At 60.6% G+C, this 23,748-nt stretch carries 28 protein-coding genes, 1 tRNA gene and 1 pseudogene; 16 read left to right on the top strand and 14 right to left on the bottom strand.

Going from position 1 to position 23,748, the window contains the following annotated elements:
• The 9 genes from DL86_RS20075 to DL86_RS19600 form a co-directional block, all read left to right on the top strand.
• A partial coding sequence (locus DL86_RS20075) for a hypothetical protein (protein WP_036258179.1) occupies nucleotides 1-598 on the top strand: 598 nt, incomplete at its 5' end.
• Complete coding sequence (locus tag DL86_RS03065) at nucleotides 595-1,149, top strand: TubC N-terminal docking domain-related protein (RefSeq protein WP_036258180.1); 555 nt, start codon at nucleotides 595-597, stop codon at nucleotides 1,147-1,149. The genes DL86_RS20075 and DL86_RS03065, both read left to right, overlap by 4 nt.
• Nucleotides 1,146-1,532 (top strand): helix-turn-helix domain-containing protein, encoded by a 387-nt coding sequence (locus DL86_RS19055; protein ID WP_202899154.1) that lies wholly within the window; start codon nucleotides 1,146-1,148, stop codon nucleotides 1,530-1,532. Before DL86_RS03065 ends, DL86_RS19055 begins: the two co-directional genes overlap by 4 nt.
• A gap of 2 nt (nucleotides 1,533-1,534) precedes the next feature.
• A complete protein-coding gene (locus DL86_RS03075) occupies nucleotides 1,535-1,789 on the top strand; it encodes a hypothetical protein (RefSeq protein WP_084572661.1) in 255 nt (84 codons plus the stop codon).
• Nucleotides 1,773-2,102 (top strand): hypothetical protein, encoded by a 330-nt coding sequence (locus DL86_RS03080; RefSeq protein ID WP_051952573.1) that lies wholly within the window; start codon nucleotides 1,773-1,775, stop codon nucleotides 2,100-2,102. Before DL86_RS03075 ends, DL86_RS03080 begins: the two co-directional genes overlap by 17 nt.
• Before the next feature lies 1 nt (nucleotide 2,103).
• Nucleotides 2,104-2,544: a hypothetical protein gene (locus tag DL86_RS03085; protein ID WP_036258183.1), complete on the top strand. Its 441-nt coding sequence runs from the start codon at nucleotides 2,104-2,106 to the stop codon at nucleotides 2,542-2,544.
• A 1-nt stretch (nucleotide 2,545) separates the two neighbouring features.
• The gene (locus DL86_RS03090) at nucleotides 2,546-3,136 is read left to right on the top strand and encodes a hypothetical protein (protein ID WP_036258185.1); all 591 of its coding nucleotides are present in this window, start codon (nucleotides 2,546-2,548) and stop codon (nucleotides 3,134-3,136) included.
• Between the two features lie 15 nt (nucleotides 3,137-3,151).
• The gene (locus tag DL86_RS18540; protein ID WP_156964443.1) at nucleotides 3,152-5,392 is read left to right on the top strand and encodes a hypothetical protein; all 2,241 of its coding nucleotides are present in this window, start codon (nucleotides 3,152-3,154) and stop codon (nucleotides 5,390-5,392) included.
• Nucleotides 5,389-5,565, top strand: a complete 177-nt coding sequence (locus DL86_RS19600; protein WP_156964444.1) for a hypothetical protein — start codon at nucleotides 5,389-5,391, stop codon at nucleotides 5,563-5,565. Before DL86_RS18540 ends, DL86_RS19600 begins: the two co-directional genes overlap by 4 nt.
• A 577-nt stretch (nucleotides 5,566-6,142) precedes the next feature.
• Here DL86_RS19600 and rhuM read toward each other — a convergent pair.
• Complete coding sequence (gene rhuM / locus DL86_RS03110) at nucleotides 6,143-7,177, bottom strand: RhuM family protein (RefSeq protein ID WP_036258192.1); 1,035 nt, start codon at nucleotides 7,175-7,177, stop codon at nucleotides 6,143-6,145.
• A 150-nt stretch (nucleotides 7,178-7,327) separates the two neighbouring features.
• The gene (locus DL86_RS20725; RefSeq protein ID WP_084572663.1) at nucleotides 7,328-7,759 is read right to left on the bottom strand and encodes a helix-turn-helix domain-containing protein; all 432 of its coding nucleotides are present in this window, start codon (nucleotides 7,757-7,759) and stop codon (nucleotides 7,328-7,330) included.
• A gap of 50 nt (nucleotides 7,760-7,809) precedes the next feature.
• Here DL86_RS20725 and DL86_RS03120 point away from each other — a divergent pair, with 50 nt between their 5' ends.
• Genes DL86_RS03120 through DL86_RS03135 form a run of 5 tightly spaced genes read left to right on the top strand, consistent with a single transcriptional unit; the run spans nucleotide 7,810 to nucleotide 9,569 of the window.
• The gene (locus tag DL86_RS03120; RefSeq protein ID WP_036258193.1) at nucleotides 7,810-8,070 is read left to right on the top strand and encodes a hypothetical protein; all 261 of its coding nucleotides are present in this window, start codon (nucleotides 7,810-7,812) and stop codon (nucleotides 8,068-8,070) included.
• 36 nt (nucleotides 8,071-8,106) lie between these two features.
• Nucleotides 8,107-8,379, top strand: a complete 273-nt coding sequence (locus DL86_RS03125) for a hypothetical protein (protein ID WP_036258194.1) — start codon at nucleotides 8,107-8,109, stop codon at nucleotides 8,377-8,379.
• Entirely contained in the window at nucleotides 8,369-8,650 is a 282-nt protein-coding gene (locus DL86_RS19605; protein ID WP_156964445.1) for a hypothetical protein, read from the top strand. The genes DL86_RS03125 and DL86_RS19605 overlap by 11 nt, the downstream gene beginning before the upstream one ends.
• Nucleotides 8,651-8,676: 26 nt before the next feature.
• The gene (locus DL86_RS03130) at nucleotides 8,677-9,000 is read left to right on the top strand and encodes a hypothetical protein (protein WP_036258196.1); all 324 of its coding nucleotides are present in this window, start codon (nucleotides 8,677-8,679) and stop codon (nucleotides 8,998-9,000) included.
• On the top strand, nucleotides 8,937-9,569 hold the full coding sequence (locus tag DL86_RS03135) for a hypothetical protein (protein ID WP_156964446.1): 633 nt from the start codon (nucleotides 8,937-8,939) through the stop codon (nucleotides 9,567-9,569). Before DL86_RS03130 ends, DL86_RS03135 begins: the two co-directional genes overlap by 64 nt.
• Before the next feature lie 323 nt (nucleotides 9,570-9,892).
• Here the strand turns inward: DL86_RS03135 and DL86_RS03140 are convergent, their stop codons facing one another.
• The 12 genes and pseudogenes from DL86_RS03140 to DL86_RS03195 form a co-directional block, all read right to left on the bottom strand.
• Nucleotides 9,893-11,413, bottom strand: a complete 1,521-nt coding sequence (locus DL86_RS03140; RefSeq protein ID WP_036258198.1) for a YncE family protein — start codon at nucleotides 11,411-11,413, stop codon at nucleotides 9,893-9,895.
• Nucleotides 11,414-11,973: 560 nt separating this feature from the next.
• Nucleotides 11,974-12,049, bottom strand: a tRNA-Thr gene (locus DL86_RS03145).
• 130 nt (nucleotides 12,050-12,179) lie between these two features.
• Nucleotides 12,180-13,769, bottom strand: a complete 1,590-nt coding sequence (locus tag DL86_RS03150) for a heme biosynthesis protein HemY (protein WP_036258199.1) — start codon at nucleotides 13,767-13,769, stop codon at nucleotides 12,180-12,182.
• Nucleotides 13,770-13,815: 46 nt separating this feature from the next.
• Nucleotides 13,816-14,904 (bottom strand): COG4223 family protein, encoded by a 1,089-nt coding sequence (locus tag DL86_RS03155; RefSeq protein ID WP_036258200.1) that lies wholly within the window; start codon nucleotides 14,902-14,904, stop codon nucleotides 13,816-13,818.
• Between the two features lie 1,195 nt (nucleotides 14,905-16,099).
• A pseudogene (locus DL86_RS03165) lies at nucleotides 16,100-17,101 on the bottom strand (IS701 family transposase); the annotation flags it as partial.
• A gap of 415 nt (nucleotides 17,102-17,516) precedes the next feature.
• Nucleotides 17,517-17,852: a DUF488 domain-containing protein gene (locus DL86_RS20410; RefSeq protein ID WP_342585841.1), complete on the bottom strand. Its 336-nt coding sequence runs from the start codon at nucleotides 17,850-17,852 to the stop codon at nucleotides 17,517-17,519.
• On the bottom strand, nucleotides 17,803-18,042 hold the full coding sequence (locus DL86_RS20775) for a DUF488 family protein, N3 subclade (RefSeq protein WP_425348891.1): 240 nt from the start codon (nucleotides 18,040-18,042) through the stop codon (nucleotides 17,803-17,805). The genes DL86_RS20410 and DL86_RS20775 overlap by 50 nt, the downstream gene beginning before the upstream one ends.
• A gap of 8 nt (nucleotides 18,043-18,050) precedes the next feature.
• On the bottom strand, nucleotides 18,051-19,079 hold the full coding sequence (locus DL86_RS03175; RefSeq protein ID WP_036258204.1) for a 2Fe-2S iron-sulfur cluster-binding protein: 1,029 nt from the start codon (nucleotides 19,077-19,079) through the stop codon (nucleotides 18,051-18,053).
• A gap of 120 nt (nucleotides 19,080-19,199) precedes the next feature.
• Nucleotides 19,200-20,864, bottom strand: a complete 1,665-nt coding sequence (gene hcp / locus DL86_RS03180) for a hydroxylamine reductase (RefSeq protein WP_036258206.1) — start codon at nucleotides 20,862-20,864, stop codon at nucleotides 19,200-19,202.
• A gap of 128 nt (nucleotides 20,865-20,992) precedes the next feature.
• The gene (locus DL86_RS03185; RefSeq protein WP_036258207.1) at nucleotides 20,993-21,427 is read right to left on the bottom strand and encodes an Rrf2 family transcriptional regulator; all 435 of its coding nucleotides are present in this window, start codon (nucleotides 21,425-21,427) and stop codon (nucleotides 20,993-20,995) included.
• 41 nt (nucleotides 21,428-21,468) lie between these two features.
• Entirely contained in the window at nucleotides 21,469-21,672 is a 204-nt protein-coding gene (locus DL86_RS03190; protein ID WP_036258208.1) for a hypothetical protein, read from the bottom strand.
• 102 nt (nucleotides 21,673-21,774) lie between these two features.
• Complete coding sequence (locus DL86_RS03195; protein ID WP_156964467.1) at nucleotides 21,775-22,242, bottom strand: DUF4142 domain-containing protein; 468 nt, start codon at nucleotides 22,240-22,242, stop codon at nucleotides 21,775-21,777.
• Between the two features lie 201 nt (nucleotides 22,243-22,443).
• Between DL86_RS03195 and DL86_RS03200 the strand changes: the two genes are divergently transcribed.
• Nucleotides 22,444-23,136, top strand: coding sequence for an RNA polymerase sigma factor (locus tag DL86_RS03200; protein ID WP_036258209.1), 693 nt, complete (start codon nucleotides 22,444-22,446; stop codon nucleotides 23,134-23,136).
• 299 nt (nucleotides 23,137-23,435) lie between these two features.
• Nucleotides 23,436-23,654, top strand: a complete 219-nt coding sequence (locus DL86_RS20235; RefSeq protein ID WP_036258211.1) for a hypothetical protein — start codon at nucleotides 23,436-23,438, stop codon at nucleotides 23,652-23,654.
• The last annotated feature ends 94 nt before the right edge of the window (nucleotides 23,655-23,748 follow it).

A 23,748-nucleotide genomic window follows, 5' to 3' on the forward strand; every position in this document is an offset into this window, starting at 1 on the left:
GAAGTCGAACATCGGCCCGGATGACGGCGGCTTCAATTACGAGCTGCAAGCGGTCCCGATGCGCGAGCATCCGGATATTATCGCGTCGGTTGTCTCATGGGGCGAGGCGGTCACCGGCGCGGCGCGCGATATCCTCGCCGAAGCCGAGGCCCGGCCAGAAGACGATACCGGCGAAGGCTCGGCGTTCCGGGAAGCCAAGGACTGGCTTTTTGATTTCCTTGTCGACGGTCCGCGATCGGCGAAGGAGGTCAAGGTGGGCGGCCGCGATGCCTGCCATAGCTGGCGAACGATCGAACGAGCGAAGCAATCTTTGGAGATCATCTCAAAGAAATCGGGCGAAGGTGGTTGGGTCTGGACGCTTCCTCAAGGCTTCGAGCCAAGTCCGCCAACACCTTCTAACCCTGGCGTAGTTGGCGGCCTTGGCGGTCTTCAAGAAAAACAACAGGTTAGCGAGAGGCAAGACCGCCAAGAAAACCAACACCGCCAAGACCGCCAAGGTTTTAGGGTTGACGGCGTTGTTGGCGGACTTGCCGAAACTGGCGAGCATGATTTCGGCTTGGACGAAGCCGCGACCGGCAGCTGGGAGGGCGAGATTTGAGCGCTCTAACCATCATCAAGGAAGCGTCTGCGTGCGGCGTCCTTGTCAGCCTGAACGGCGACAGGTTGGCGCTTAAGGCGGTAGCCAAACCGCCGGCGGACCTACTCGCAAAACTTCGGGAGCACAAAGCCGCAATCGTCACTCTGCTTCGGCAGGCCGAAAGCCCGACACCCGAGCTCGGCGCGGCCGCGCTTGAGGAACGGGCTGCCGCCGCCGATGGCGTGCCGGAACCCTATCGCGACGCCTGGGCCCGGCTTCAAATCCAGAAGCCGATAGGCGTCTCTGACCAGGAATGGCGCCAAGCGATCGCCGCCGCTGGCTTATTCTTAGATCAGTGGGGGAGCCTTGCCGTCCAATTTGAATGGTCGCCGGGGGATCTATTCGACGTTCCGCGCGATGGCGAGACCGGCGGGGTGATCTGGTTTTGCCACGGCGAGGAAGTGCGGAGCCTTGGACCTGAACACGCCGTCACGGCGAGCGGGCGGGTCTTCGACCGGCTGACGCGCACCTACTGGCAAAATCCCTATCACCAGAAAGGCGGTTCAGCATGATCGACGAGCCGAAGGTCCTGATCCCCTATGATCGGCGAGAGGCGATAAGCGTCCGTATCGCGGCCCGGCTGGCGGGGGTCTCGGAGCGGACCGTGCAAAACTGGTGCTCCCAACACAACATCGGACGCCGCGTCGCTGGGGGACCTTGGCAAATCAGCCGGCCCGCGCTTGCAATGTTTTTGGATGGCGACGATGAGGCGCTGCGCCAATATCAGGCCGGAGAACGGGCCGGCCGCGTCGCCGAGTATTTTCGCCGCGCCGAGGCTGCTCGCCGCGCCGAACTTCAATGCGCGCAAACTCCGCAAAGCCCGCAACTTCCGCAATCAGCGTCTGGCGCATTGGGCTCGAGGGTCGCTATCCTTCCACGAACATCGGAGGACTGAACGTGCCCGACCAGCAGATCATCGCCCTCGCATGCCTCTTCGACGCCTTTGCGTGGGCCGCTGATCCGACCGGCGGCGCTATGCGGCGGGCGTGTGAAGGCCTGCGCGAAGGCCTGGCGCTGACGAACGAAGCCGGGGCCAAATCCGAGGCGGCAGAGATCATTCGTCAATTTCTCGCGCAGGTCGATGATGTCGAAATGACCCTCGAAAACAATCAAATCGAAATCAGAGAAATCAAAGATGGCCCGCGGCGGTAAGAGACCAGGCGCAGGACGCCGCAAAGGCTCGACCACGACGCGAACGCGCGAGATTGCCGAGCGGGCCTTTGAAGAAGGGGTGACCCCTCTCGAATATATGCTGTCGGTCATGCGTGACATTGGCGCCCAGCCGGCCGTTCGGCTCGACGCCGCAAAGTACTGTGCCCCCTATGTGCACCCGCGTCTTGCGGCGATCGAGATGACCGGCAGGAATGGCGGCCCGATCGAAACCGTCGACAGTTCGCCGCTCGAAACGGCCCGACGAATTGCCTTTATTTTTGAGAAAGCTCGCCGAGCTTTGGAAGGAAAATGAAATGACCAATAAAGCTTTAAATGAATCCCGGTTTAAACTGTCTGAACACGCCTTCAATCGATGGTTCGTCACGGCCGAGACCGGCACGACGATCGAAGAAATCCTGCATCGGGACTATTGGCGGCATATCGCCCGCAACCTACGCCCCTATGACGAGATCCGCGTTGCGATCGACTCCGGGGACTGGCTGCTTGTGCTGCACGTGGCGTCGGCTGGCGCAACCTGGGCCAATGTCGTCGAGCTCCAGCGCTTCGAAAGCCTGAAGGCCGGCGCCAGCGCGGTTGCACAGGACGAAGGCGAAGGTCTCCATGTTGATTGGCGAGGCCCTCATGCGCGGTTCGCCGTCATGCGGAAGAGCGACGGCAACGTGGTCAAAGACAAGTTTCAAGATCGCGCCTTGGCGGAGGAATATATCCGCAACTCTGAAGGCGCAAAGGTCTGAGATGCAGCAGGAACACGTGGGAACCGTCGAGGGCGTTGAGCCGCCGCTGCAAGCGCTGCCTACACGCGCACATATCGTTGTTTTTCGAGACGGCGACGGCTGGCGCTCGGCGGACCGAGGCGTCAGGAGTTGGAGCTTGTCGCCTTGGCCGGAGCCTCCGACAACGCTGAAACGCGTCCTCGAGCGCATCGCCTCAAAAATCCCGGCTTACGACCTGACCGTCACGAACGACACGCCCGATCTCTTTGGCTTCGACGAGAATTTGTTTCCAGGCCGCGACGTCGAAATTTGCCTACGCGCAAGACCGGATCCGGCTATTTTCGATGTCTACAGCTGGAACTATAGCAAGCAGCGTGTTCAGAAAGGCGGCCAGGGCCGCAAGTTCGTCAACTGGAAAGACAGGCTTGCCGAAGTCGTCGCCCAAATGGGTGGTCGGTTCGATTGCTGGATGGATTTTTGGGTGAGGGCCGATTTAGCGCCGGAGGACCTCTTCCCGGAAGTTCCGCCGGAACCCACAAAGAGCCCGGAACCAACATTTGCGCCATGGCCGGCATCTTGGCCGCGCGGCGGCGGTTTGCGCGGCCCAACGTAATCGGGGGAGATCACATTGCCCACATTGCCCGATTTTGGATCGTTAGGCCGCGCCCCGTCCGGCAACTCCGGGCGGCCAGCGGATTATGGCGTCGACACATCGGCTGGAGCGACAATTGCGCAGACGGCGGCGAAGGCCGGGACCGGCCTACAGGCTTTCGGCGAGGGGCTGGCCAGAGCCGGGAAAACTGCCGCCGATTATGCCATTCAGCAGAATGACAAAGCCGACAAGCTGGCCGAAGCGCAAGCGAGCGCGCATTGGCTCGCCGCAAAGGTCGACATCGATTCCGCGGTAAAGGATGAGCAGGACCAAGGCGCGCTGCGCAAGGACTATCCGGATCGCTATCGGGCCGCGCTCGAACAATCGGCGGCGGGCATTCAGAACCCCGAAATCCGCCAACTGTTCCTGCTCAGGAACAAAATCGATGTGGATAGGGGCGGCATCGCCTCCAATCAGCGCGCTGATCGTCTGGACGAGGATCAGTTCAAGGCGGGGACCGAAATAAGCCTCGCCGGTCTTCGCGACGCGGCGCTGAAATCCAGCGACCCCCTTGAGCATTCCCGAATTTTCCAGACAGCTGGCGGTTTCATCGATGCGATGGCCGAGAGAGGCTACATCTCGAGAGAGGAAGCGGAACAGCGCAAAAACATCTGGACGCAAGATTTCTCGCACGCCTGGCTCGGCGCGCAACCGGCGGCCAAGCGCGTCGCCCTGCTCGGCGGGTGGGACAAATCGCTTTCGACCCAAGAGAGCGGCGGCAATCCGGCCAAGGTCAACCAGTTCGGCTATGCCGGAACCTATCAATTCGGAGCGCCTCGCCTCGCCGATATCGGGGTCTATGCGCCGGGCCCCGGCGAGGACCTGAAGAGCTGGTCGAAAACATCTGCGTCGGCGCCGGGAAAATGGAGCGGGACGTTCAACGTTCCGGGCTTCCCCGAGGTCAAGACCCTGCCAGACTTCCTCACCAATTCCGATGCGCAAAAGGCTGCGTTCGGCGCCCACGTTGGCAAGATGGACGAAGAGATCGCATCAAACGGGCTCGGCAAATACGTTGGCAAGACCGTGGGCGGCGTTGAGATCACCAAGGAAGGCCTCTACGCCATGATGCACCTTGGCGGGCCGGGCGGGGCCAAGCGCGCGCTTGAAGGCGAGGACGTGCGCGACGCAAATGGAACATCGGTGATCAGCTATGCCCGGCATGGCCTCGGCGGGCGGGATAAGCAGATCGCCGATCTTCTCCCGGTGGACAAGCGCCAAGCTCTGCTCACGCAATCCGAGCATGAAGTCATCCAGGACATTCATAAGACCGAGGCGGCGAGCCGGGCGGAGCGGACCGAGTTCGCCAGCCTGATCAAGGATGACGAAGCCTCCTTGATGAGCACGGGGAAGCCCGTCGACGGATTGACCGCCGATAGGGTCGGATCGGTGCTCGGGCCGCAGGCGCGCGCCGACTTCGAGGCGACGAGGGCGCGAGGGCAGGCCTATTACACGCAAACCCATGACTTCCCCGTCTTGCCGGCAGAGGAGTTTGAAAGCCGGGTCGCGGCGTTGAAGCCCGCGCCGGGCGCGCCGGGCTTTGTCGAGCAACAAGCCTATTACGATTCGGCCCGGAAATATGCGCAGAGCATCGCCAAGCAGCGCGCCGAAGATCCGGCCGGGGCCGCCGATCAATTGCCGGAGGTCGCCGCGGCGAAGGCGCAAGCCAATCCGGCGGACCCCAACACCGTCCTTGCCCTCGCCAAGGCGCGGCTGATCGCACAGGAGCGGATTGGAATCCCCGAGCCAGCGCGCCAGCCGGTGACCAAGGACGAGGTCAAGCAGATCATGGCTCCATTGACAGCGGCGTTGCCCGGCCAGGAGCGCGCGGCCCTGTCGAAGATCATCCCGGCGCTGGACAAGGCCTACGGCCCCTATGCCGATCGGGTCTTGCAGTTCGGGCTACAGGTCGCCGGGCAGGACAATGAAACCGCCGGGATCGCGGCGAACCTTATGCGCAAGCTGCATAATGGCGAGCGGCCCGGCCTGACCGACGCGGCCGCGCTGCAACAGGCGCAGACCAATGCCGCGATGGCGGCGGCGGCGCGCGGCGAGACATCGGCGCAGGCGGGCAAGAGAATCGCCCCGCCCAATGGCGCGATCACGGCATTGATCCAAAATCCATCGCGCGCGCCTGACTTCGACAAGCTGTTTGGGCCCGGTTCCGCGGCGCTGGTCTTGGCGTCTCACAAGAAAATGCAGACGGGGGCAAGCCAATGACCGAGGACACGCCAGCAGACGAGCCCGAGACGCAGCTGGAGCAAAGCCCTCGTCTACAGGCCGAGCCGCTCAGCCTATGGGATCGTTTGATCGAGATCGTCGGAAAGCCGGACGTCGACGAGGCGCCACAGCGCCGGCCAAAATTCGCCGTGATCAAGGGCGGCCGAGAATAGGCGCCGACAGCTTTCCGGCCCGATCAGAATAATATGGCCAAACAGACTGCTTGCCGCACAGACATATTTGGCCTTTTCGCGGAGCATCGTTCCCGGGCCATCTGCTTCTGCTCAAAGCAAGGGGCCGATCTTAGCTTAGAGTCATGTTCTCAATAAGGACTATGGTGCCCAGTTTGGCCGGTATAAGGATTGTAATTCCCACGTGTGTTGTAATTGTCATTGGTAGTGGAGTTCGGATTTGTCTGGTGGTGCGGCGGGACATATGTTCCGTTGTTTCGATAATACCCACTGGTTTCATGAGTGCTCGGATTTGAGCCGCTTCCATAATATTGAGCAGATGCGATGCTGGTCGAGCCGAAGAGTATTATTGCAGCTATAACTAATTTCATTTCAAAACCCTCAGGTCAGGCACGCTTTTAAATATTTCAAATATCATCTGCGATAATATGTCATAGTGGGCAATAGCTGTATAGAGGCTGCGCCGCGCTTGCCTGGCACTTCAATCAAGCAGGAAGGCCTTGGCCGTCCTGCGCCGGTCCAAGCGAGCGGCATCACCGGAAACTATCAGGTGAGGCCTCTATGGTTTCGGACGCTTGGCTTTCGGAAGTGACTTTTCCGTCCGCCGCAGTTCCGCGATCACTCGGTCGGCTTCTTTCTGGCGTTCAATCTTTCGATCCGCGCTAAAGATTTCGTATTGCTGCTCTGCACGCTGCTTGGCGTCTGTCATCTTGACGTGGCCGCCGTGGGTAAGAACGACTCTGTTGAGCGATCTAAGCTGCTGATCCAGCAGCTTCTTGGCATCATCCATGACGACAAGCTGGCCGATATCAAGTTGATCTTCGAAAATGTCGAGAAGTATTGTTGTAAGCCGGTTTAATTCTTTGATTTCCGAATCCGAAAGGTAGCTCTTTGAGACCGTGACATCCTGCTTGCGGATGTTGTCATTCGGCCAGTTCGTCAAGCCCATGTTTGGCACTTTGGCGTCGGCGCGCGACTTGATAATTTCGGCCGGCGTATAGCTCGTCACGGCATAGAGAAGCTTCGCCTGAGTGTTGCGATAGAACTCCTGCCAAACTTCAGATGAACCTTTATAGTCCTGGCACATGGCGCAAATGCTACGGATCTCGCGGTAGACATTTGCTTCATCTGACCGAATATCGCGGATAATTTCGCGAAGCTCGGCGATGCGATCGGCGTTTTCAGGCTGTTTTAGGCGCACTGAATCAACGACAAATCCTTTTGTTGCGAACTGCACCAGTTTCTCAGTTGCCCAGCGTCGAAATAGCGTCGCCTGTGCCGAGGATACTCGATATCCGACCGATATCACCATATCGAGACTGTAAAGAGCAACCGGGCGCGTCGCTCCAGCAATTTGCATTTTTTGCAAATTGCTCTGTTCCGTAAGTTCCCCTTCTTCGACGATGTTCGCGATATGCCTTGAAATGACAGAAACATCGCGGCCGAACAATTCAGCTATTTGCGCCTGAGTCATCCAAAGCGTTTCACCAACGTAACGAATATCAAGCCGTAAGCCCTTGTCAGTCCCGTAGATCAAGAAACGGTCTCCAGTGTTTTCATCCTGGTGAAGAATGACGGGCTCAAGCTCGGCCATTACGGACCTCCAATGGTTCGCTCTTTTATATGGCAATTCGTCTGCCTTAGAGACCCTAATTGCGGGTTTTATCCTCGCTTCCTCAGCCTCACGCCAGCCCCGCCGCCGTTCTCGGCGATAAACTCGATGCTGGTTGATTGAGGGCGGGTTTCATTCCTTTTCCTGAGTGCGCGACTTCCTGCGGCGGTTCTTCAGTTCCGCCAATTCGTTCAGATCGTGCGCACGCCTCAGCTGCTTCATTCCTCGCTTTGGGCTGGGCTTCTCGTTGGTCGGATCCGGTGTCATATCGGCCTCCAGGGCGTCAATCTGGCCCGTTAGATCGGCAACCGTCTCTGAACGTTTCTTGAGCCGGACGCCTGCACCTTCCCCGTTTTCCTCGACGAAGATCACGCCAGCCGATTCGAGGGCGGCGATGATTTTCGAGCCGGTTTCGGCCCGCCCGCCTAAAACGCCGTCCTGCGCTTCCAGTCGCCTGACCGTCGGCAAGGAGACGCCGCTGCGCTCCGCAAGTTCAACTTGCGACCATGCCAGCAGCTCACGAGCTGCCTTTATTTGCCGAATTGATATTTTTAATATTGACATACGCCACCCTCATCGATATTTTTAATATCATATGCAAAGGAGCAACGCAAATGTCAAAGCCGAAAAGCACCGATCTTTCCATCGCCTCGGCGACGCGTGAGCTCGACGGCGTCCGCCGGGCCGCGTCGATGGCGGGACGCGCGATGCAGCGCCTCGAAGCCGACGCCGAACGCATTGCGGGCGAAGTCGGAACGTCGGGCCGAAGCCTTCGCCTGGTCTCGGCCAGCGAACAATTTTCCGCGCTGATCAAGCACGGCAAGACCGTGATCCAAATCGAGGGCGACGCCTTCGCGATCACATCCGGAGACTGACGCGCTCATATCCTCTCATCCGCAGGAGCAACCCCAATGCTGAACCCCACCGTTCAGGCAAGCGCTACCGGCTTGCCTGCGCCACGCCTGAAACTTCCGCTGCACGAAGTCATTTGGATGCGGCTTCAATTCCGCTATGCGATGGCTCTTCTTCGCCTCGCCGAACAGGCGGAAAAGCTCCGGCGCGCGGCCTCCGGAGAGGCTATGCGGATTTCCGGGGAACTCCTCGAAAAGATCGATCCAAGCTGGCGCGTGGCCGGCAAGGGCGATGAACCCAACCTCAACGGGAGCAGCTGCAATGCCGAATGAACCCATTCCGGCGGCCGATACCGGCTTGCCTTATTTACACGAGGTAACGGCGCCAAATCATCATCAGCTGATCAATCAGCTTTCCGCCCGCGTTGAATCGCAAATAAACGAAGCGCGCCAAGGACTTCGTTGCGAATTCTGCTCAGCTTGTCAGTTCCGTTCATGCCGTCAGGCGGCATTTCTACGATGGAGAGAATTCCTGCGGCGACTCGGCTCGGCGCTTGCGGAAGGCGACGCTGCAATTTTGCATCGTTCGAAATCAATGACTTAACTGGTAGATATTGAAGGGGAACCCCTATGACAAACGAAAACACAATTCAAATTTATGACGATCTGACCGAAGTTTCCCATCTGCTCGCCGCCGCATTTCTCGCCGCCGACGGCATGCGCAGCGATCGATCAGAACCGATGATGGCGCTGCTTAATGTGATCGAACACAAGGTCAAAGAGCTCCGGGAAAACACCATGACTTTCGGCGGGATCAGCGACCCGGACTCGAAAAGCCCTGCGCTGAAGCTGGAGACGAGCAACGCTGTCGGTATTGGGAGATTTGCAAAGTGGTGCGCAGCGGGCGGCCTGTTCACAGCCGTTATGGTGTTTCTTTTCCGGCACTTGCCTTGAATGCTCCCAAGAGTTCAGAGGGTCGAATTTTCGACCGTTTGAAATCAATGATTTATGCGGCACATATTGAAGGAGAAGCCCCAATGACAACGAAATCGAAGACACGCAAGGCGCCCGCGGCCAAGTCAATCGCGCCAGAGCCAAGCTTGAAGGAAACAGCAGGCGCGGAAAAGACCGCGGCGGACAATATTCGCACGCTGGTCCTGCGCTGGCGCTTTTTGGACGCCGATCGGAAATATCAGGAGGCTATCGAAACAGATAATACGGTGGAGCCTTTTAGCAGGCACCGAAACCTACATGTGCAGGAACAGGATCAAATCAAAAGCAAACTTTCGAAATTGGTTCCGAAAACATTTGAAGAAATCGACCTGGTCCTTGATTTCGCGACGGCGGCTATATCTGCGAAAATCGAAAGCCGCATAAGCGACAATCCGGAACTCAAAATGCTGAAAAACGCCAGAAAGGGCATTATATTCGCCGAATCCAAGGAATGGGCGTGCAACGCCGTAGAAAAGGTGACCGCCATCGACGCCGCAAAGAGGAAACTTATCGAAATCGATGCGACCTGACGCCGGCGGACAGGGCGAAGCAAACCGCCCGCCCCGCGCCGCAGCGCCAATTCTCGGCCACCCTTGATCACGGTGAATTTTGGCCGGCGCCGTGGCGGGTCGTCGACCTCCGGCTTTCCGACGATCGCAATCAAACGATCCCATAGGCTGAGCGGCTCGGCCTGTAGACCGGGGGCTTGCTCAATCTGCGTCTCGGGCTCGTCCGCTGGCATGCCCTCGGTCATTGGCTTTCCCCCGTCTGCATTTTCTTGTGAGACGCCAAGGCCAGAGCCGCAGATCCCGGCCCAAACAGTTTGTCTAAGTCAGGCGCGCGCGATGGCGATTCACCGTGCGAGACTTGAGCGGAATCCCATGCCTCTTCCCCTCCCACCTATATCCAATGGTGCGGGGCCACCGACAACGACCGGGTTTGAGATCTTGGCTTCGACCGCGACAAGGCCAGCATGGTCGCCGACGATCTGGCGGACATAGACCGGATTGGCGATATTCGTGAGGTTGAGACCCTGCGCGGCCACATGGACGTTGAAGCTCTTAGCGTCGGCTGGCGCGATATAGGCTTGAACTTGTGCGCCCGCGATTGTCCCAATGAATCGGTAGCTCCCGTCGCTCTGCCGTTGGAACGACCCGGGTGGAATTGTGATAGAGACGTCTCCGATCTTGAGAATGAAGGCTTCGCTTGGGCTCATCCCATTGCTGGTCGCGCCGGGGGTGAACGAGGCGTAGTAGATAAAGGAATCCTTGTTTCGCTGGGTCCCGAGATTGATGTGGAGGCCCGCGATCTTGAAGTCCTGAAATGGCAGTCCCTGCGGCGGCGGGACAGCGGCGACGGCGATCGGTTCCATCGGCAATGCGATTTTAGGCCCAACCAAAGCCTTCGTCGCCGTGTCGATAATGTAGGCGGCGCCGTAAAGATCGATCACATAGAGGCGTTTTCCGTCGGGCGTCACGGTGAGTCCAGCGGGAACCAGCCCAACCCGGATCGAGCTTCCAAGCGCCTCATTCGTATTTGCATCGATCACGGAAACCGAGCCATTGTAATATTCATTCGCAACATAAACGAATTTCCCATCGGGCGACACGGCGAGCGCTGACGCGTGAAAGTCGGGATATGGCCAAATATTCTTCGTGACCGTGTTCGTGGCTGCGTCAATCACCTGAACGCCCCCAAATGTCGCCTCTTGGTCGGCGACATAAACAGATTTTCCATTGGGTGTGACAGACAAGGCAATCGGCGTGTCATCCGCCGCGATCGACGCAATGACCTTGGCGGCGGCGAGGTCGACGACCGCCACGGATCCGGGGTAGCTGTCTCCCCCGGCGACATAAAGGTGCTTGCCGTCCGGTGAAACCGCGATCGCCCTAGGACTAGCCCCCACAGAAATCGGAGCGCCCACCGGCGTGTTCGTGGCAGTCGCGACGACGGTTACGGTTCCCGCATTAAGATCTGTGAAATAGAGAAACCTGCCGTCCGGCGAGACGGCCAGCGCTTTTCGAGCGCCGCGCGCGCGAATGGTCTCGATCGCGGAATTCTTCGCGGCGTCGATGACCGAGATGACGTCGCCGCCGTCAACATAGACATATCTTCCGTCGGGCGTTACGGCGACGCCATTGCTGCTATAGGCGGCGGGAATCGAGATCGAGGCGACCACCTTGTTGGTGGAGGCGTCGATGACGGAAACTCCCTGCGGAGCGGTCGCAACATAAATAAAGGGGCCGACTTGACGCGGCCAAGCGAAGGCCGGCGCGCTCCATGCAATTGAGGCGAGCGCGATGGCCAAAGCCGAGAGGCGCCGCGCTCCAGAAAGCGCGCGTTTCAAAGTGCCAATGTTATGTCGATTCATCATGTCGCGCCCGCGCCTTTAGTACCTAACAATACTAGATAGCATCTGGAACCGGCATTCGCCGAATAAGATTTTTCTTGGCTATTGGAAACGCGGCGAGTTCTTTCACATCCGATTTGGCTGGATCAGTTCACCCTCTCCCCGCGCCCGGCGGCGTTTACCTTGCCCATGATCTGCCCGGCGTAGTCCCCAGCCTGAGCTTGGTTTGCCGTTGGCAACATGCGCGCTCTTGGCGTGCGATCGGTCATGGCGCAATGCGCTTGCGGGCACGCTGGCCGGGCCGACGTGTCGAGCTTGGTGGACTCCTTCCCCGTTCCTCGCACGCGGGAGCGTCTCAAATGCTCCGAATGCGGAGCCCGGCCCTTGGACGTGCGGCCGAACTGGCTCGAGCACAAAGCGCAGGGTGCGGGAAGACAAGCTTGAGCAAGGCGCACGAGGGTTCCCGGCCAGCACAGTGGCCGATGTTTTCCCTGAATTTCCGATTTCTGCTTACCGAGTGCTTACCGAGTAGAGCGCGCTTGCCGCTAGAATGCCTAAAAAGGCCGGTAACCATTTGAAAAAACTGGTGCCGCAAGAGGGATTCGAACCCCCGACCCCCTCATTACGAATGAGGTGCTCTACCAGCTGAGCTATTGCGGCGTGACCCCGAGGAAAACACGAACCGAGACGTCACGGGCCACCTATTAGCCGGATCGGCCAATGTTCGCAACACTGGTTGTTTCCGGCGACAGAACGGGGGCGCCCTTGACCGGCTGGCTCGAACTCAAAGCTAAAGGAAAAGACGCGGCTTCGGCTTCTCAGCGCGGCCGGGATCATCGGGCGCCGAAGGTACGGGAAAAATGACGGGCTGGCCCACTGCCGCTTCTATGTCGGCGGCCTGGCTCACTGTCGCTTGCGAAGCAGGCTCCACTGCGACCGAGGCTCCGGGTCCTTGAAGTCGCTCGGCCTCGGCCTTGATCGGCGCTGGCTGGGGCGCAGCAAGCGCCTTCGCTGGCGTCTCTTCGATTTGGATCGGCGCAGGAGAGACCGAAATCGGGGCAAAAACGGCTTCTTCAGCTTCGGCCTCGGCGCTCAACCGCTCGACCGGCCTTTGCCAGACGAACGCATCGAGTTTGCCGGTCACCGGCGAGGCCGGCAGCCATTGGTCCGAAACGACGCCATCGGCTATCCAGACCGGATCATGCGGCGCGCGGGATGCGCGCGCTAGCCATTCGCGCACATAACCCGCTGCGCCATGCTCGGCCTCTTCGAGATCGGCCATGATCCGGCACATGCCGGCGGTTGGCCGCGCGCCAGCTTCGATCAGCGGCTGCATGCTCTCGCGAGCGACCTTGTATTCGCCCGCGGCGATCGCCGTTTGCGCAACGGCGATCCGGCTTTCAGGATCACGCGGCGCAAGCCGCGCAAGCGCCCGCGCCCGCACCAGACGATCGGCGTTGGATTCGCCGGGACGCAAGTTGAGATATATTTTCGCGAGGTCAGGATGGGGCGCGAGCGGCCAAGCCGTCTCGATCATTTTCGTCACCCTGCGCACGTCGCCCTTACGGCCAAGCAGGCGGGCGGCGATCGCAACAGCCGGAACAAGGCCGGGTTGGCGCTTAATCGCCGAACGGGCGTAGCGAAGAGCCTCGTCAGGCGCGGTCTCGGCCTTGTCGAGCGCGATCGCCGTTTCGAGCACGGCGCGCTGCCGTTCGCGGGTTTCCTTGTCGGCGAGCCGAGCCCCGACGTTGCTTTCCAGCGTCGCCAGGGCCTTATGCCAATCCCCGGTTGCGGCGCGATGCTCGAGATGGGCCTTCGCCGTCCAAGGCAACGGGCCGATTTGATGGGCTTCATTGGCGAAATGATGCGCGGTCTCGACATCGCCGCGCCGATGCGCTTCGACATGCAGCCCGCGCAAGCCAAGGAGACGGGTGTCGCTCCGCTTGGTCATTTCCTTGAAAGCCGCTTCCGCCTGGCCCCGGTCGTCCAAGAGCTGGGCGGCCTGAGCCGTCAGAAGCAGCGTCAAGGGCTCATGACGAAGATATTTTTGCGCCTCGGCGGCGGATTTACGGGCAAGTTGCCCATCGCCGGCGCCCACGGCGATCATGCCGCGCGAGATCGCCGCGTAGCCTTTGTCGCGGCGGCGAGCCTGCGAGGTCAGGGAGATGAGCGAGGGAAACCGAAACACAAAGCGGAGAAGGCTCCAGATCAAAGAAAGGCCCATTGCCGCAGCGGCGACGACGCCAAGACCCACCAGGACAGAGGTTTCGATCCGATACCCTTGCCAGGTCAGGATGATTTCGCCCGGCCGGTCGATGAGCCAAGCCTCGCCGAAAGCCAAGGCGATCAAAATGAGGAAGAATAGGAGAACCCGGATCATGTTTTTCTCGTCGGAGGCTTCGATTTCGGGTCTTGGCGAGACGAAATCACGATTTCGGTTTGCCGAGAGCCGCCACGGCGTCGGCCTCGATCGATCGCGCGGCGCTCAGAGCGCCGAGCCGCGCCTTTGCGGCCTCGCCCCAGCTGTCAGACTTGGCTTTGGCCGCGCTGGGAAGTTCGGTCCATATTGTGAACGCCTCTTCAATATCAAGGCGCTTCAGGGCATTTTCGATTCGCGCGACAAGGCCGGGAAGATCTGGATCATTGGCGCCGGCCTCGCCAACGCGGCGAACGCGCACCAAATTGGCCGCATTGCGCGTCAGGCGGTCAATGATGCCGGCGTCTTCACTGGCCGGCTCGGACGCAAGAATCGGCGAAGCAAGAGCGGAGAACTCGTCGGCCAATTTACGCGGGCTCACAACGCCGGCTCCGGCGACGGGACGCAGAGGCGCAAGTTCGGCCGGCCCGACGCCAAGGTTTTCGAGCGCCGCGAGCTCGGTTGAAAATGGCGCGCCGCGGTCCAACTTGCGCAGCAGACTTTCAGCAACGATCGCGATGGCCTGGACCTGCGAATTCGGCTCGGCGGAGGCGCTTTCGCGGTCCTGCTGCGCCCGGACGTCCGCCTTGGGCGCCGCAAGCGCTGTTTCGAGCGATCCGAGTTTCAGCTCGATCGCCTCGATGCGGGTTTGCAGCGGCCCAAGATCGACGAGCTCCGCGGTCGCGCCGCCAGCCGCCCGCGCCAGCGACGCCAGCCGCGCGGCGAGCGTCTTTTGCATCTCGCTCAGCGCCGAATTCACATCGCTGGCGGCTTTGCCCGCAGCGCTTTCGGCCACGCCGACGCGCCGCTCGAGCGTGGTCACAGCGGCGCGCAACGCAGCAATGGACGAATCGGTCTTGCTTCCGATTGCATCGGCGCGTGCGTTCGCGGCGGCCATGCGTTCGTCAAAGGCGGCAGTGGCGGAACCCGAGCCGTCGAAATAACGAAGGCCGAAAGCGCCGCCAACGGCGAGGACGGCGCTGGTTACGATGGCGGCGGCAAATAGCGGCAGGCTGGAGCGCGACCCCGTCTGTTCCGGCGTCGACCGGGCGCTCCCGATCAGATTCGCCTCAGGCGCCGGCTTTTGGTCTGCTTGCAAATCGGACTGATCTTCAGGGGGCGCAGCGGACGCGGACGCGCCGGCAAGGGGTTCACCTTCGCCAGGCTCGGACGTTTCGGATGGGCTCCCCGATGAATCCTGTCGCAGCCCATTTGCCGAGCCCTGCGCGGCCTTAGTCCCTCTACGCTCGTCCTCATCACCAGCCATCGCGAGCCCTCATTTTTTCGCCCTTGTAAAGGAAGGTAGCGCCTTTCGCAACGGCGCGGCGGTCGGCCTCCCCGTGATTTAGGCACGAGTTCCAGGAAGCTTCCGAATGCGACGGACTCACCTGATCGAATTGGACGGGCGCAAATTCAAAAAATCGACGCGCGTCGGAATCGAATGCGCCGATCACCTTCTCTTGAACCGGCCTGGGCTAGCCTCCCGCCGCGCTCGAAGCCCTTCTGTGCGATCCGAGTATGTTCTTTTTCGGACCGAAACCGCGCTGGCGACTCTTTCGCCGGGCCGAAGGATTCGATTGGATGTCGAAAAGCCAGAGGAGCTCTGCAAGAAATTCTAAGGAGCAGCGCACGAGGCCAGGACCTTGAACCAGCCTTCGCGCTCCGCCGAAAAAGTCGGGGCGATCGCCCACAAAGCCTGATCTTGCCGGCGCCCTTCGCCGCGCACGCGACAATCGACGCAACGACTAAATTCGCACAGATTTTGGCGAGAAGTCGACCTGGATTGATGGTAGCGGAGGTCCGCTACATCCGTAAACCCACTAAACGACGAGACGTGTTCGCTCTCCGTTTCCAGAAAAAAATCGCCGCTTAAATGTTATCATGGTCGTCAGCTCTTACTTATTGCCGCCGCCGATGATGCCCAACGTCCTCCGGCCCGAGGCCGGAGGAAGATCCGGCGGCGGCGAAGGCGGCGCGAGGTCCAGGAAATAGACGTCGCAGCGCTCAAGGCTCTCAAGAAAAGGCCCATTATCAGCAACTTCGGAAAAATCGAACACTCTTCAACGTGGCGGAAAAACGAGCGCTTTCCGAATGGGTTGGCCCAGCCCATTCGATTGAAATTGATATCATCTTGACCTAGCATTACAGTTGCATTTTTGAATTGACATGGGCTTTTCGTGCCGCGGCTTGATGGGCCCTTCGCCAGATTGACCATGCAATGATGTGGGCAGGTTGGATGCGATGCTGAGCAAGCCGCGTGGCTATGCGGCGGATTTCTTGGACCGACCAGCGGATCAAGGCTGACGAGGCCTCGCTGGCGTTGGTCTCATGGTCTTGCGCTTCGTTTTTGGGGGCGGCGCGCTGTTGGCATGACGACGGATCGCAGCCATCATGGCGAACGCGAGCATCACGAGCGAGACGTGGCGATGCCAGCCATGCCAGGAGCGAGTCTCGTTATGGTCATGCCCCAATTCATTCTTGGTCGTCTCGAAGCTGTCCTCGATCGCCCAGCGATGACCTTCTACCCTGACCAGGGTTTCGATGCTCGTTCCAACCGGATGCCAGGTGGAGAAGTAGGTGAGATCCTCATCCGCGATGTTGCGGCGGATCAACAGGCCCCGCGTCCACAAACCCGATCGTTTTTCATCGTATTCGGCGGCGTCGAGATCGGCCAGTTCGCAATATGCCCAATCGTGCAGCCTCGCCCCTTTGGTTCCTTCGCCAGCCGACAGGCGCCGCCAAGCAGAAGGATCGAGATATCGCGCGATTTCCTCGGCCGCGCCGGCGATGGCAGGCTTGCCGCCCCAGGACCCGAAACGGTGCTTGGCGTTGACCCCGAGCACATAGCCTTTGCCGGCGCGCCGCAGCGCCATCTCGATATCGCCGACCCCGTAGACGCTGTCGGCCGGGACCCAGGCGAATGGCGCATCCGCAGCGATCGCCCAATCGATCATGTCGAGAGCGAGCCGAGGCTTGGCTGCGAAGGCCGTCCCCTCCGGCACATGGGCCGCCGCCATCCGTGTGGGATCATCGGTCCAGGCCTTGGGCAGGTAGAGAGCCCGGTCGATGAAGGCGTGGCCGTGGCGCGACGCGTAGGTGGCGAACACACCGATCTGGCAGTTGGCGATCTTGCCGGCCGAGCCTGTGTATTGGCGCCCAACGCCGCACGAGGCCTTGCCCTGCTTCAGAAGGCCGGTTTCATCCAGAACCAGCACGGCGTCCTGATCGGTCAAGGTCTCCACCACGTAGTCCCGCACGATGTCGCGCAGAGCATCAGCGTCCCACCGGCCGCGGCCCCGACAGACTCGATTGGGGCGCTGGTTCGCAAGGGGCTGCTTGAGGCGCTGTCGCGCGGCGCTTAATCAGGGTCTCCTTCATTCTCCGCGCTCGTATGACAATTTGATCAGAAGCGTTCTTGCTCGATGCAGTTTGAGGCAGGCGCGGCCATTCAAGCGAGGCTTCATCCGGCATGCCGAGGGAGGTTAGCCAGGATTGCGGCTGCGTCCGAGACGATCGCACGCAGTCTCTCGTCTGCGGAGATGATAGCGGTAACTCGTCCAACGCCTTGACCGGCGTAAAGCGCCATCGCTTCAAAATCGCCCGTCATCGAGCGGAGCGGAGAGTCCGTGCTGAAAAGATAGATCGGTCGCCCTTCTTCCTCGCCGATGATAGTTCTCGTTTCTGAGAAGGGATTTCCGCGCTCTCCGCGGGTTACGCTATTGGCGAGCATCCGGACCCGCGCGCCAATCGGCCAGTTGATGTGGAAGGCATCCGAGAGATTGTTGCGCTCCGGATCTTGCGCAGCGAACAAAAAAGGGTAAGGCGTCCCGTTCTGGAAAGATCGCGCAGGCGTCGGACCGCTTCCATATTGCGGTCGAGTTCGTCATGGTAGCGATGGCGAAACTCGTCCCAGCGCTTCGGCGCACGCGCGAACCATTGGCGCAGGGCCTTGCTTGGTGCGATCTCCTTTAGCCACACTGTCAGCGCCGTAGCTTCCTTACGCACCCCCCCACGGCCAGATACGGTCGACCAGGACCCTCGCCCCATCGGCGGGGGCGGCTGGGTCGTAAATGCGCCTGGTGCGGATGTCAGCGATTATGATGTGAGCACGGCGATTGCGCGCCAAACTCTTCAACCATCTCCAGGAACAGCCGAGTTCTCCGACTTGGCGAAGGACGACGAGTCGCTGATTCTCGGATAGCGGCCGCGACTCCAGCCAAGCCGTTCCGCACTGCAAGATAGGCGCTAAGCCCGCAGAAACTGCTCGCTGAACACACGATCATGCGCGATCCCGGCTTTAAGGGCGACGGCCTCGGCGGCCTCGATCAGGGCCGGCGGCCCGCAGACGTAGAGATCTGGCAGCGTACCGAGACCGGCTAGCGCCGAAGCAAGCGCATCGGTCGGAGTTCCGGAAAAGCCGGTCCAACCCGGTTCCGGTTTCCAAACGCAAAGGGCTACCTTCAGCTGGGGCAATGCCGTCTTTAACGTTTCAATCTCTTCTGCGGCGAACAGCTCTTCCTCCCGGTTGACGCCGAAGAAGAGGCGGCAGTCGCGCGGATCGCCGAACTCCGCCATTTGCCGCAGAATGGCCAGCATCGGCGCGAGGCCGGTGCCCCCGGCAACGAACCAGCGCGGCGCTTGACTTGCTTCATCGACCGTGAAGCTCCCTTGCGGACCTCGCACGACAAGCATGTCGCCAATCTTGGCGCGGTCAGCAAAATAACTCGAGAACGCGCCGTTCGGCTGCAAGCGGATTAGGAACTCGAGCGTCCCGTCCCAGTTCGGCGTATTGGCGAGCGAATAGGCCCGTCGGATCAATGTCCCAGGAAGGGCGAGCTCCACGAACTGGCCCGGAATGAATTCGGCCGCCCGGCCCCACATGGGATCGTCTGCGAGTCGCAACACGAGGCGCACCGCGCTCGAACCCGCGGACGAGAGTTCGGCGATCGCGGCGTTTCGCTCCGGAATTGGCATGAATCCAATGGCGGCTCGATCGAAAGGCGCCTTCAACTCGAGGTCGCTCCTCGCCTGTGTGCGACATAATAGGATCTCGCCCGCGGCGCGCTCCGCATCGCTCAGCGCCGCCTTGCTGTAGGGGCCGTGCTCGACCTCACCGGTCTGGCGAGTCACCCGGCAGCTTCCACATCCCCCTTCCCGGCACACGGCCGGCAGAAAAATATTGGCCCGAGCGGCGGCGTCGAGCAGCGTCTCGGTCGGTTCGGCGGCGAAGGTCACGCGTTCGCCGTCGCGGGTGGTCAGTTCGATCGTCGGCATGAAGGATGGTCCAAACGGAGACGCTCGGCGCTGCCTTGTTCGCTGGCGAATGAAAATGCCGATGCAAGTTGCAAGGAGAAGCCGGACGGTCGCTGTCGAGCGCCCGGCGCGCCAGACAAATCAAGCAGCCCGCGTCAATGCCGCTTCGATATCGGCTTTAGCCTCACCGATCGGCAGAATGCCGAATTTGTCGACCAGCACATCGACGAGAGCGGGGGTCAGAAATGCCGGCAATGTGGGACCGAGCCGCACATTACGGACCCCGAGCGCAAGCAGGGTCAGCAGCACGGCGGCCGCCTTTTGCTCGAACCAAGAGACGATCAGCGAGAGCGGCAGCTCGTTCACGCCGACTCCGAACGCTTCGGCTAGTTTGCTGGCCACGACGACGGCGGAATAGGCGTCGTTGCATTGACCCATGTCGAGGAGGCGCGGCAACCCGTCGATCGCGCCGAAATCATTGCGATTGAAGCGATATTTGCCGCAACCGAGGGTCAGGATGACGGTATCCTGCGGCGCGGCTTCCGCGAAGTCAGTGTAATAGTTGCGGCCGGGCGCCGCGCCGTCGCAACCGCCAACCAGGAAGAAGTGACGGATCGCGCCGGCCTTGACCGCCGCGATGATCCTGTCCGCGACGCCGAGCACAGCGTCGCGACCGAAGCCGATGGTAATCGTTTCCGCAGGGGCGTCTTCGGCGAAGCCGGGCAAAGCCAGCGCGGCTTGGACCACCGGCCGGAAATCTTCGTCCTTGATATGACGGATGCCGGTCCAACCCACCGGTCCAGCGGTGAACAAGCGTCCGCGATAACGGGTTTGCGGCTCGATCAAACAGTTCGACGTCATCACGATCGGGCCGGGAAACTCGGCGAATTCCCGCTGCTGATCCTGCCAGGCGCCGCCGTAATTGCCGACGAGATGCGGATAGGCCTTGAACGCCGGATAGGAATGAGCCGGCAACATCTCGCCATGCGTATAGACATTGACGCCCGCGCCCTTCGTTGCTTCGAGGATCGCGTGCAGATCCTTGAGGTCATGGCCCGAGACGAGGATCGCCTTGCCTTTGACCGGGCTTACGCGGACCTCGGTCGGCTCCGGGGTTCCGAAGGCGCCGGTATTTGCCGCGTCGAGCGCTTCCATGGCGGTGAAGTTCGCGCGGCCGAGGGCAAGCGCCTCCTCCAATAGCGGACCAAGTTCTGTCGGCTTGCTGGCCAGAAGGTCGAGAGCGTGCTCGACCGCCTCGAAGACGGCGTTCCGCTCTTGACCCAGCACGGCGGCATGGTGGGCGTAGGCGCAGACGCCTTTCAAACCGTAGAGGACCAGGGAGCGAAGCCCGACGACATCCGCGCCGACGACGCTCAGGTCCATCCTCACGGCCGCCTCGCCGGCCTGGGCCAAGAGGCCGTTGAGATCCTGCGCGGGAACGAAAGCCGCCGGCCCCGAAAGCGCTTCCGGCGCCTTGCCGGCCGCGCGCGCCGCAACCTCGTATGCGGCCTTGACCCGGTCGCGGATCTGCGCCGCCTGCGCGATCATGTCGACGAAGCGGCTCGCGTTGAAATTCACGTTGGTCAGTGTGGTGAAGAATGCATAGAGGAGAAAGCGGTCGGCCTCGGGGTCGGTTGCATCGAGCGCCCGGGCGCGGACCGCATATTGGCCGATGCCCTCGCAAACATGAATCAAGACGTCCTGCAAATCGGCCGTCGCAGCGTCCTTGCCGCACATTCCTTTCGAGCCGGAACAGCCGGCGAGATCGTCGGATCGATAGGTCTGCTCGCATTGGTAACAGAACATCAGCGCTTCCTCCGCTTGGTCTTGATTAACCGGAGCGTCGCGTTGGCGCCCCTAAACAGGTATTTCAAATACCTATTTAAAGCCATAAGGTCAAGCACCCGGCCCGAGGGCGACGAATGCTTGGGATATCAGCTGGTTAGATCAAGCGCCGGAACCGAAGCCGTCTCGACGAGGCAATCGCTGAGCGTGAACCGATCGAGTTCCCGCAAGAACCCTTCGCTCGCCCGGGCGAGCATGCCCTTGAGGCGGCATCGCGGGAGCAGGATGCAATTTCCGCCATCGGCGCGAAAGCATTCCACGATGGCCTGATCGCGATCGAGGGTTCGAATGACGTCGCCGATCCGGATATCGCGCGGGTCGCGCGCAAGCCGCACGCCCCCTTGTGCGCCCCGTATCCCTTCGACGAAGCCGGCGGCGGCGAGTTCCTGCAGCACCTTCGCCATGTGATGGCGAGAGACGCCGAAATGGTCCGCGATCGCGGCGGAACTCAGGATTTCCGGCCTTCGATCGGCCAGGAGAATAAGGGCGCGGAGCCCGAAGTCAGTGAAATTGGTCAGACGCATAAAAAAATCATATCATAGTATTTGAAACTCCGAAAATCAGCTCAATTGCCGATTCGAGCCCCGACGTCCCGGATATCCGAAATCCGGTCGCTCGGCCTGCGGTGCAGCGACAAATTGCGATGCCGCAGCGTGCCAGTTGCGTCCTCGCTTACGTGCTGGAAACTGTCGGCATTCGCCCACTCGACGATGTCGTCCACATGCCCTTCAGGCGCCGGCCCGAAAGCCAGCTCGCCGATTTCGATCACATAAATTCTCGGCTCGGCGCTCTACGCGGGAAAAGCAAACGGCAGAAGGCCGAGCGCCAGCGCTCCGCCTGCCACGATGTTCAATCGACTCTTCATCAGAGCCTACTTCAACTCGCTCACGAGGTTCTCGGCGTGCTTTTCATGCTCCTGGAAGAGCTTGAGGCCGGTTTGCAACAAGCTCTTGAGCTCGCCGTTCTGCGCAGAGGGGATCAGCGTCTTTTCGAGCGCCCCGTTGACGGTTTGATGGTAGGCGACCTCGTTCTGAATGTAAGCCTTGTCAAAGGCCGCCCCGCTCAACTTCGACAGTTCTTCCCGCTTCTTGGTCGCCGCCTCGGCCAACGACTTGCTGGTGTCGTTATCTTCCGGCTTCACCTTCAGCTTGTCGAGCAGAGCGAGGGCCTGTTTGTTCACCGCCGTGTGGTCCTGAACCATTGCCTCGGCAAAAGCTTTGACATCCTTATTCTGCGTCTTCTTCAGCGCCTGATCGGCCGCTTCGACGTCGATCTGCCCCGCCGTATAGGCGATGTGGGCGATCTGAGGATCGGTCGGTTTTGGAGCAGTCTGAGCCATGGCGCTGGCGCCGGCAAAGCACAAGACGGTTATTGCAAGCGAACTTCCGAAACGGAGCATGATATTCTCCCGCCTGATGAGAATCCCGCTGCTGCGGGCCTTGACCATCATTGGATGCAACGGGACGTGAAACGTTCCCGCATTTGGGAGCGGGAACATTTAATCTCCCGCCGCATCCAATGTGCATAGGAGACGGATGCGATGGAGCAGGCGCGAGCGACGCGAGCGGAGTGGACGCTCTCTTCCGATGCGGATCTCATCGCCCGCATCGTTGCAGGCGAGGCCGACGCCTTTGTCGCGCTCATGCAGCGCTATAACCGCACGCTCTATCGCGCGGCCAGAAGCATCACAGGCGACGATGGTGAAGCCGAAGACGTTGTGCAGGAAGCCTGGACGCGCGCCTATGCTCACATCGCCGAATTTCGCGGCGACGCCCGCATCGCCACTTGGCTTGTCCGCATCACTTTGAATGAGGCGCTCGGACGAAAACGCCGCGCGAGGCCCACGATGGAAATGGATGACATCGACGAGCGTCCGAGTGGGAGTGTGATCATGTTCCCCTCCGCGGCGAACGACCCGGAAAGCGATCTGTCGCGGAGACAAGTGCGGCGCATTCTCGAGGAGGCGATCGATTCATTGCCGGCTCTCTTCCGCGCGGTCTTCGTCTTGCGCGCGGTCGAAGAAATGAGCGTCGAGGACATAGCGCTGCAGCTCAAAATTCCCGAGGTGACGGTCAGAACCAGGATGCACCGCTCGCGCGCTTTGCTGCGAAAAACGATCGAGAGGAAGCTCAGCGCCAGCCTGTCGGACGTTTTTCCCTTTGATGGCGTCCGCTGCAAGAGATTGACCGATCGCGTCTTGGCCACGATCAAAACGTTGGACGAGCGGCGATAAATCGGTGATGGGGCGTGAAGGCTAGCTACTGTGCGAATCAGGCTCTTATGCGAGCGGACGGGCAAGCGCGCCATGTGCGTGTCCTATTCGAGCGGGCGTGATCCATGTAAGCGTCGAGGGGCAAGGCGGACGACCCAACTGATGCAGCCCGCAATTCATTGCCGGATTTTGCTGTGCCTGCGCCTGCGGGTTTACGGCCAAGATCAAGAGGAGCCGAGTGTTCTTGTTCGACAAGGGACATTCAACGAATCTTAGCCACCGGCGCGCTCGGCCAGATCGGCTCCGAGCTGGTCCCCACCTTGCCGGAGCGCTACGGCATCGAGCGGGTCGTCGCTTTCGGCGTGCGCATTTCGCCGGCGCAGCTCTCGGGGCCGGATGGCGTTTACGAGCACCTTCACTGCACGCAGCCGCAGCAGATCTTCGAACTGATGCGCCGCCAAGGCCAGGTCATCGATCGCACGCTAAAAACAGGAGTTATTGGACCTCCCACCTCGATCCGGCTACCGATGCAATTGTAACCTGGACCATTCATTGCCAGTTTGAATGGAACGCGCTCGACTGCAGCGACCGGAAGCCGGACCTCCACCCCCGTGGCCGGCGTTGGCGCAGACA

The organism is Methylocapsa aurea (assembly GCF_000746085.1).
Classification (GTDB): Bacteria; Pseudomonadota; Alphaproteobacteria; order Rhizobiales; family Beijerinckiaceae; genus Methylocapsa; species Methylocapsa aurea.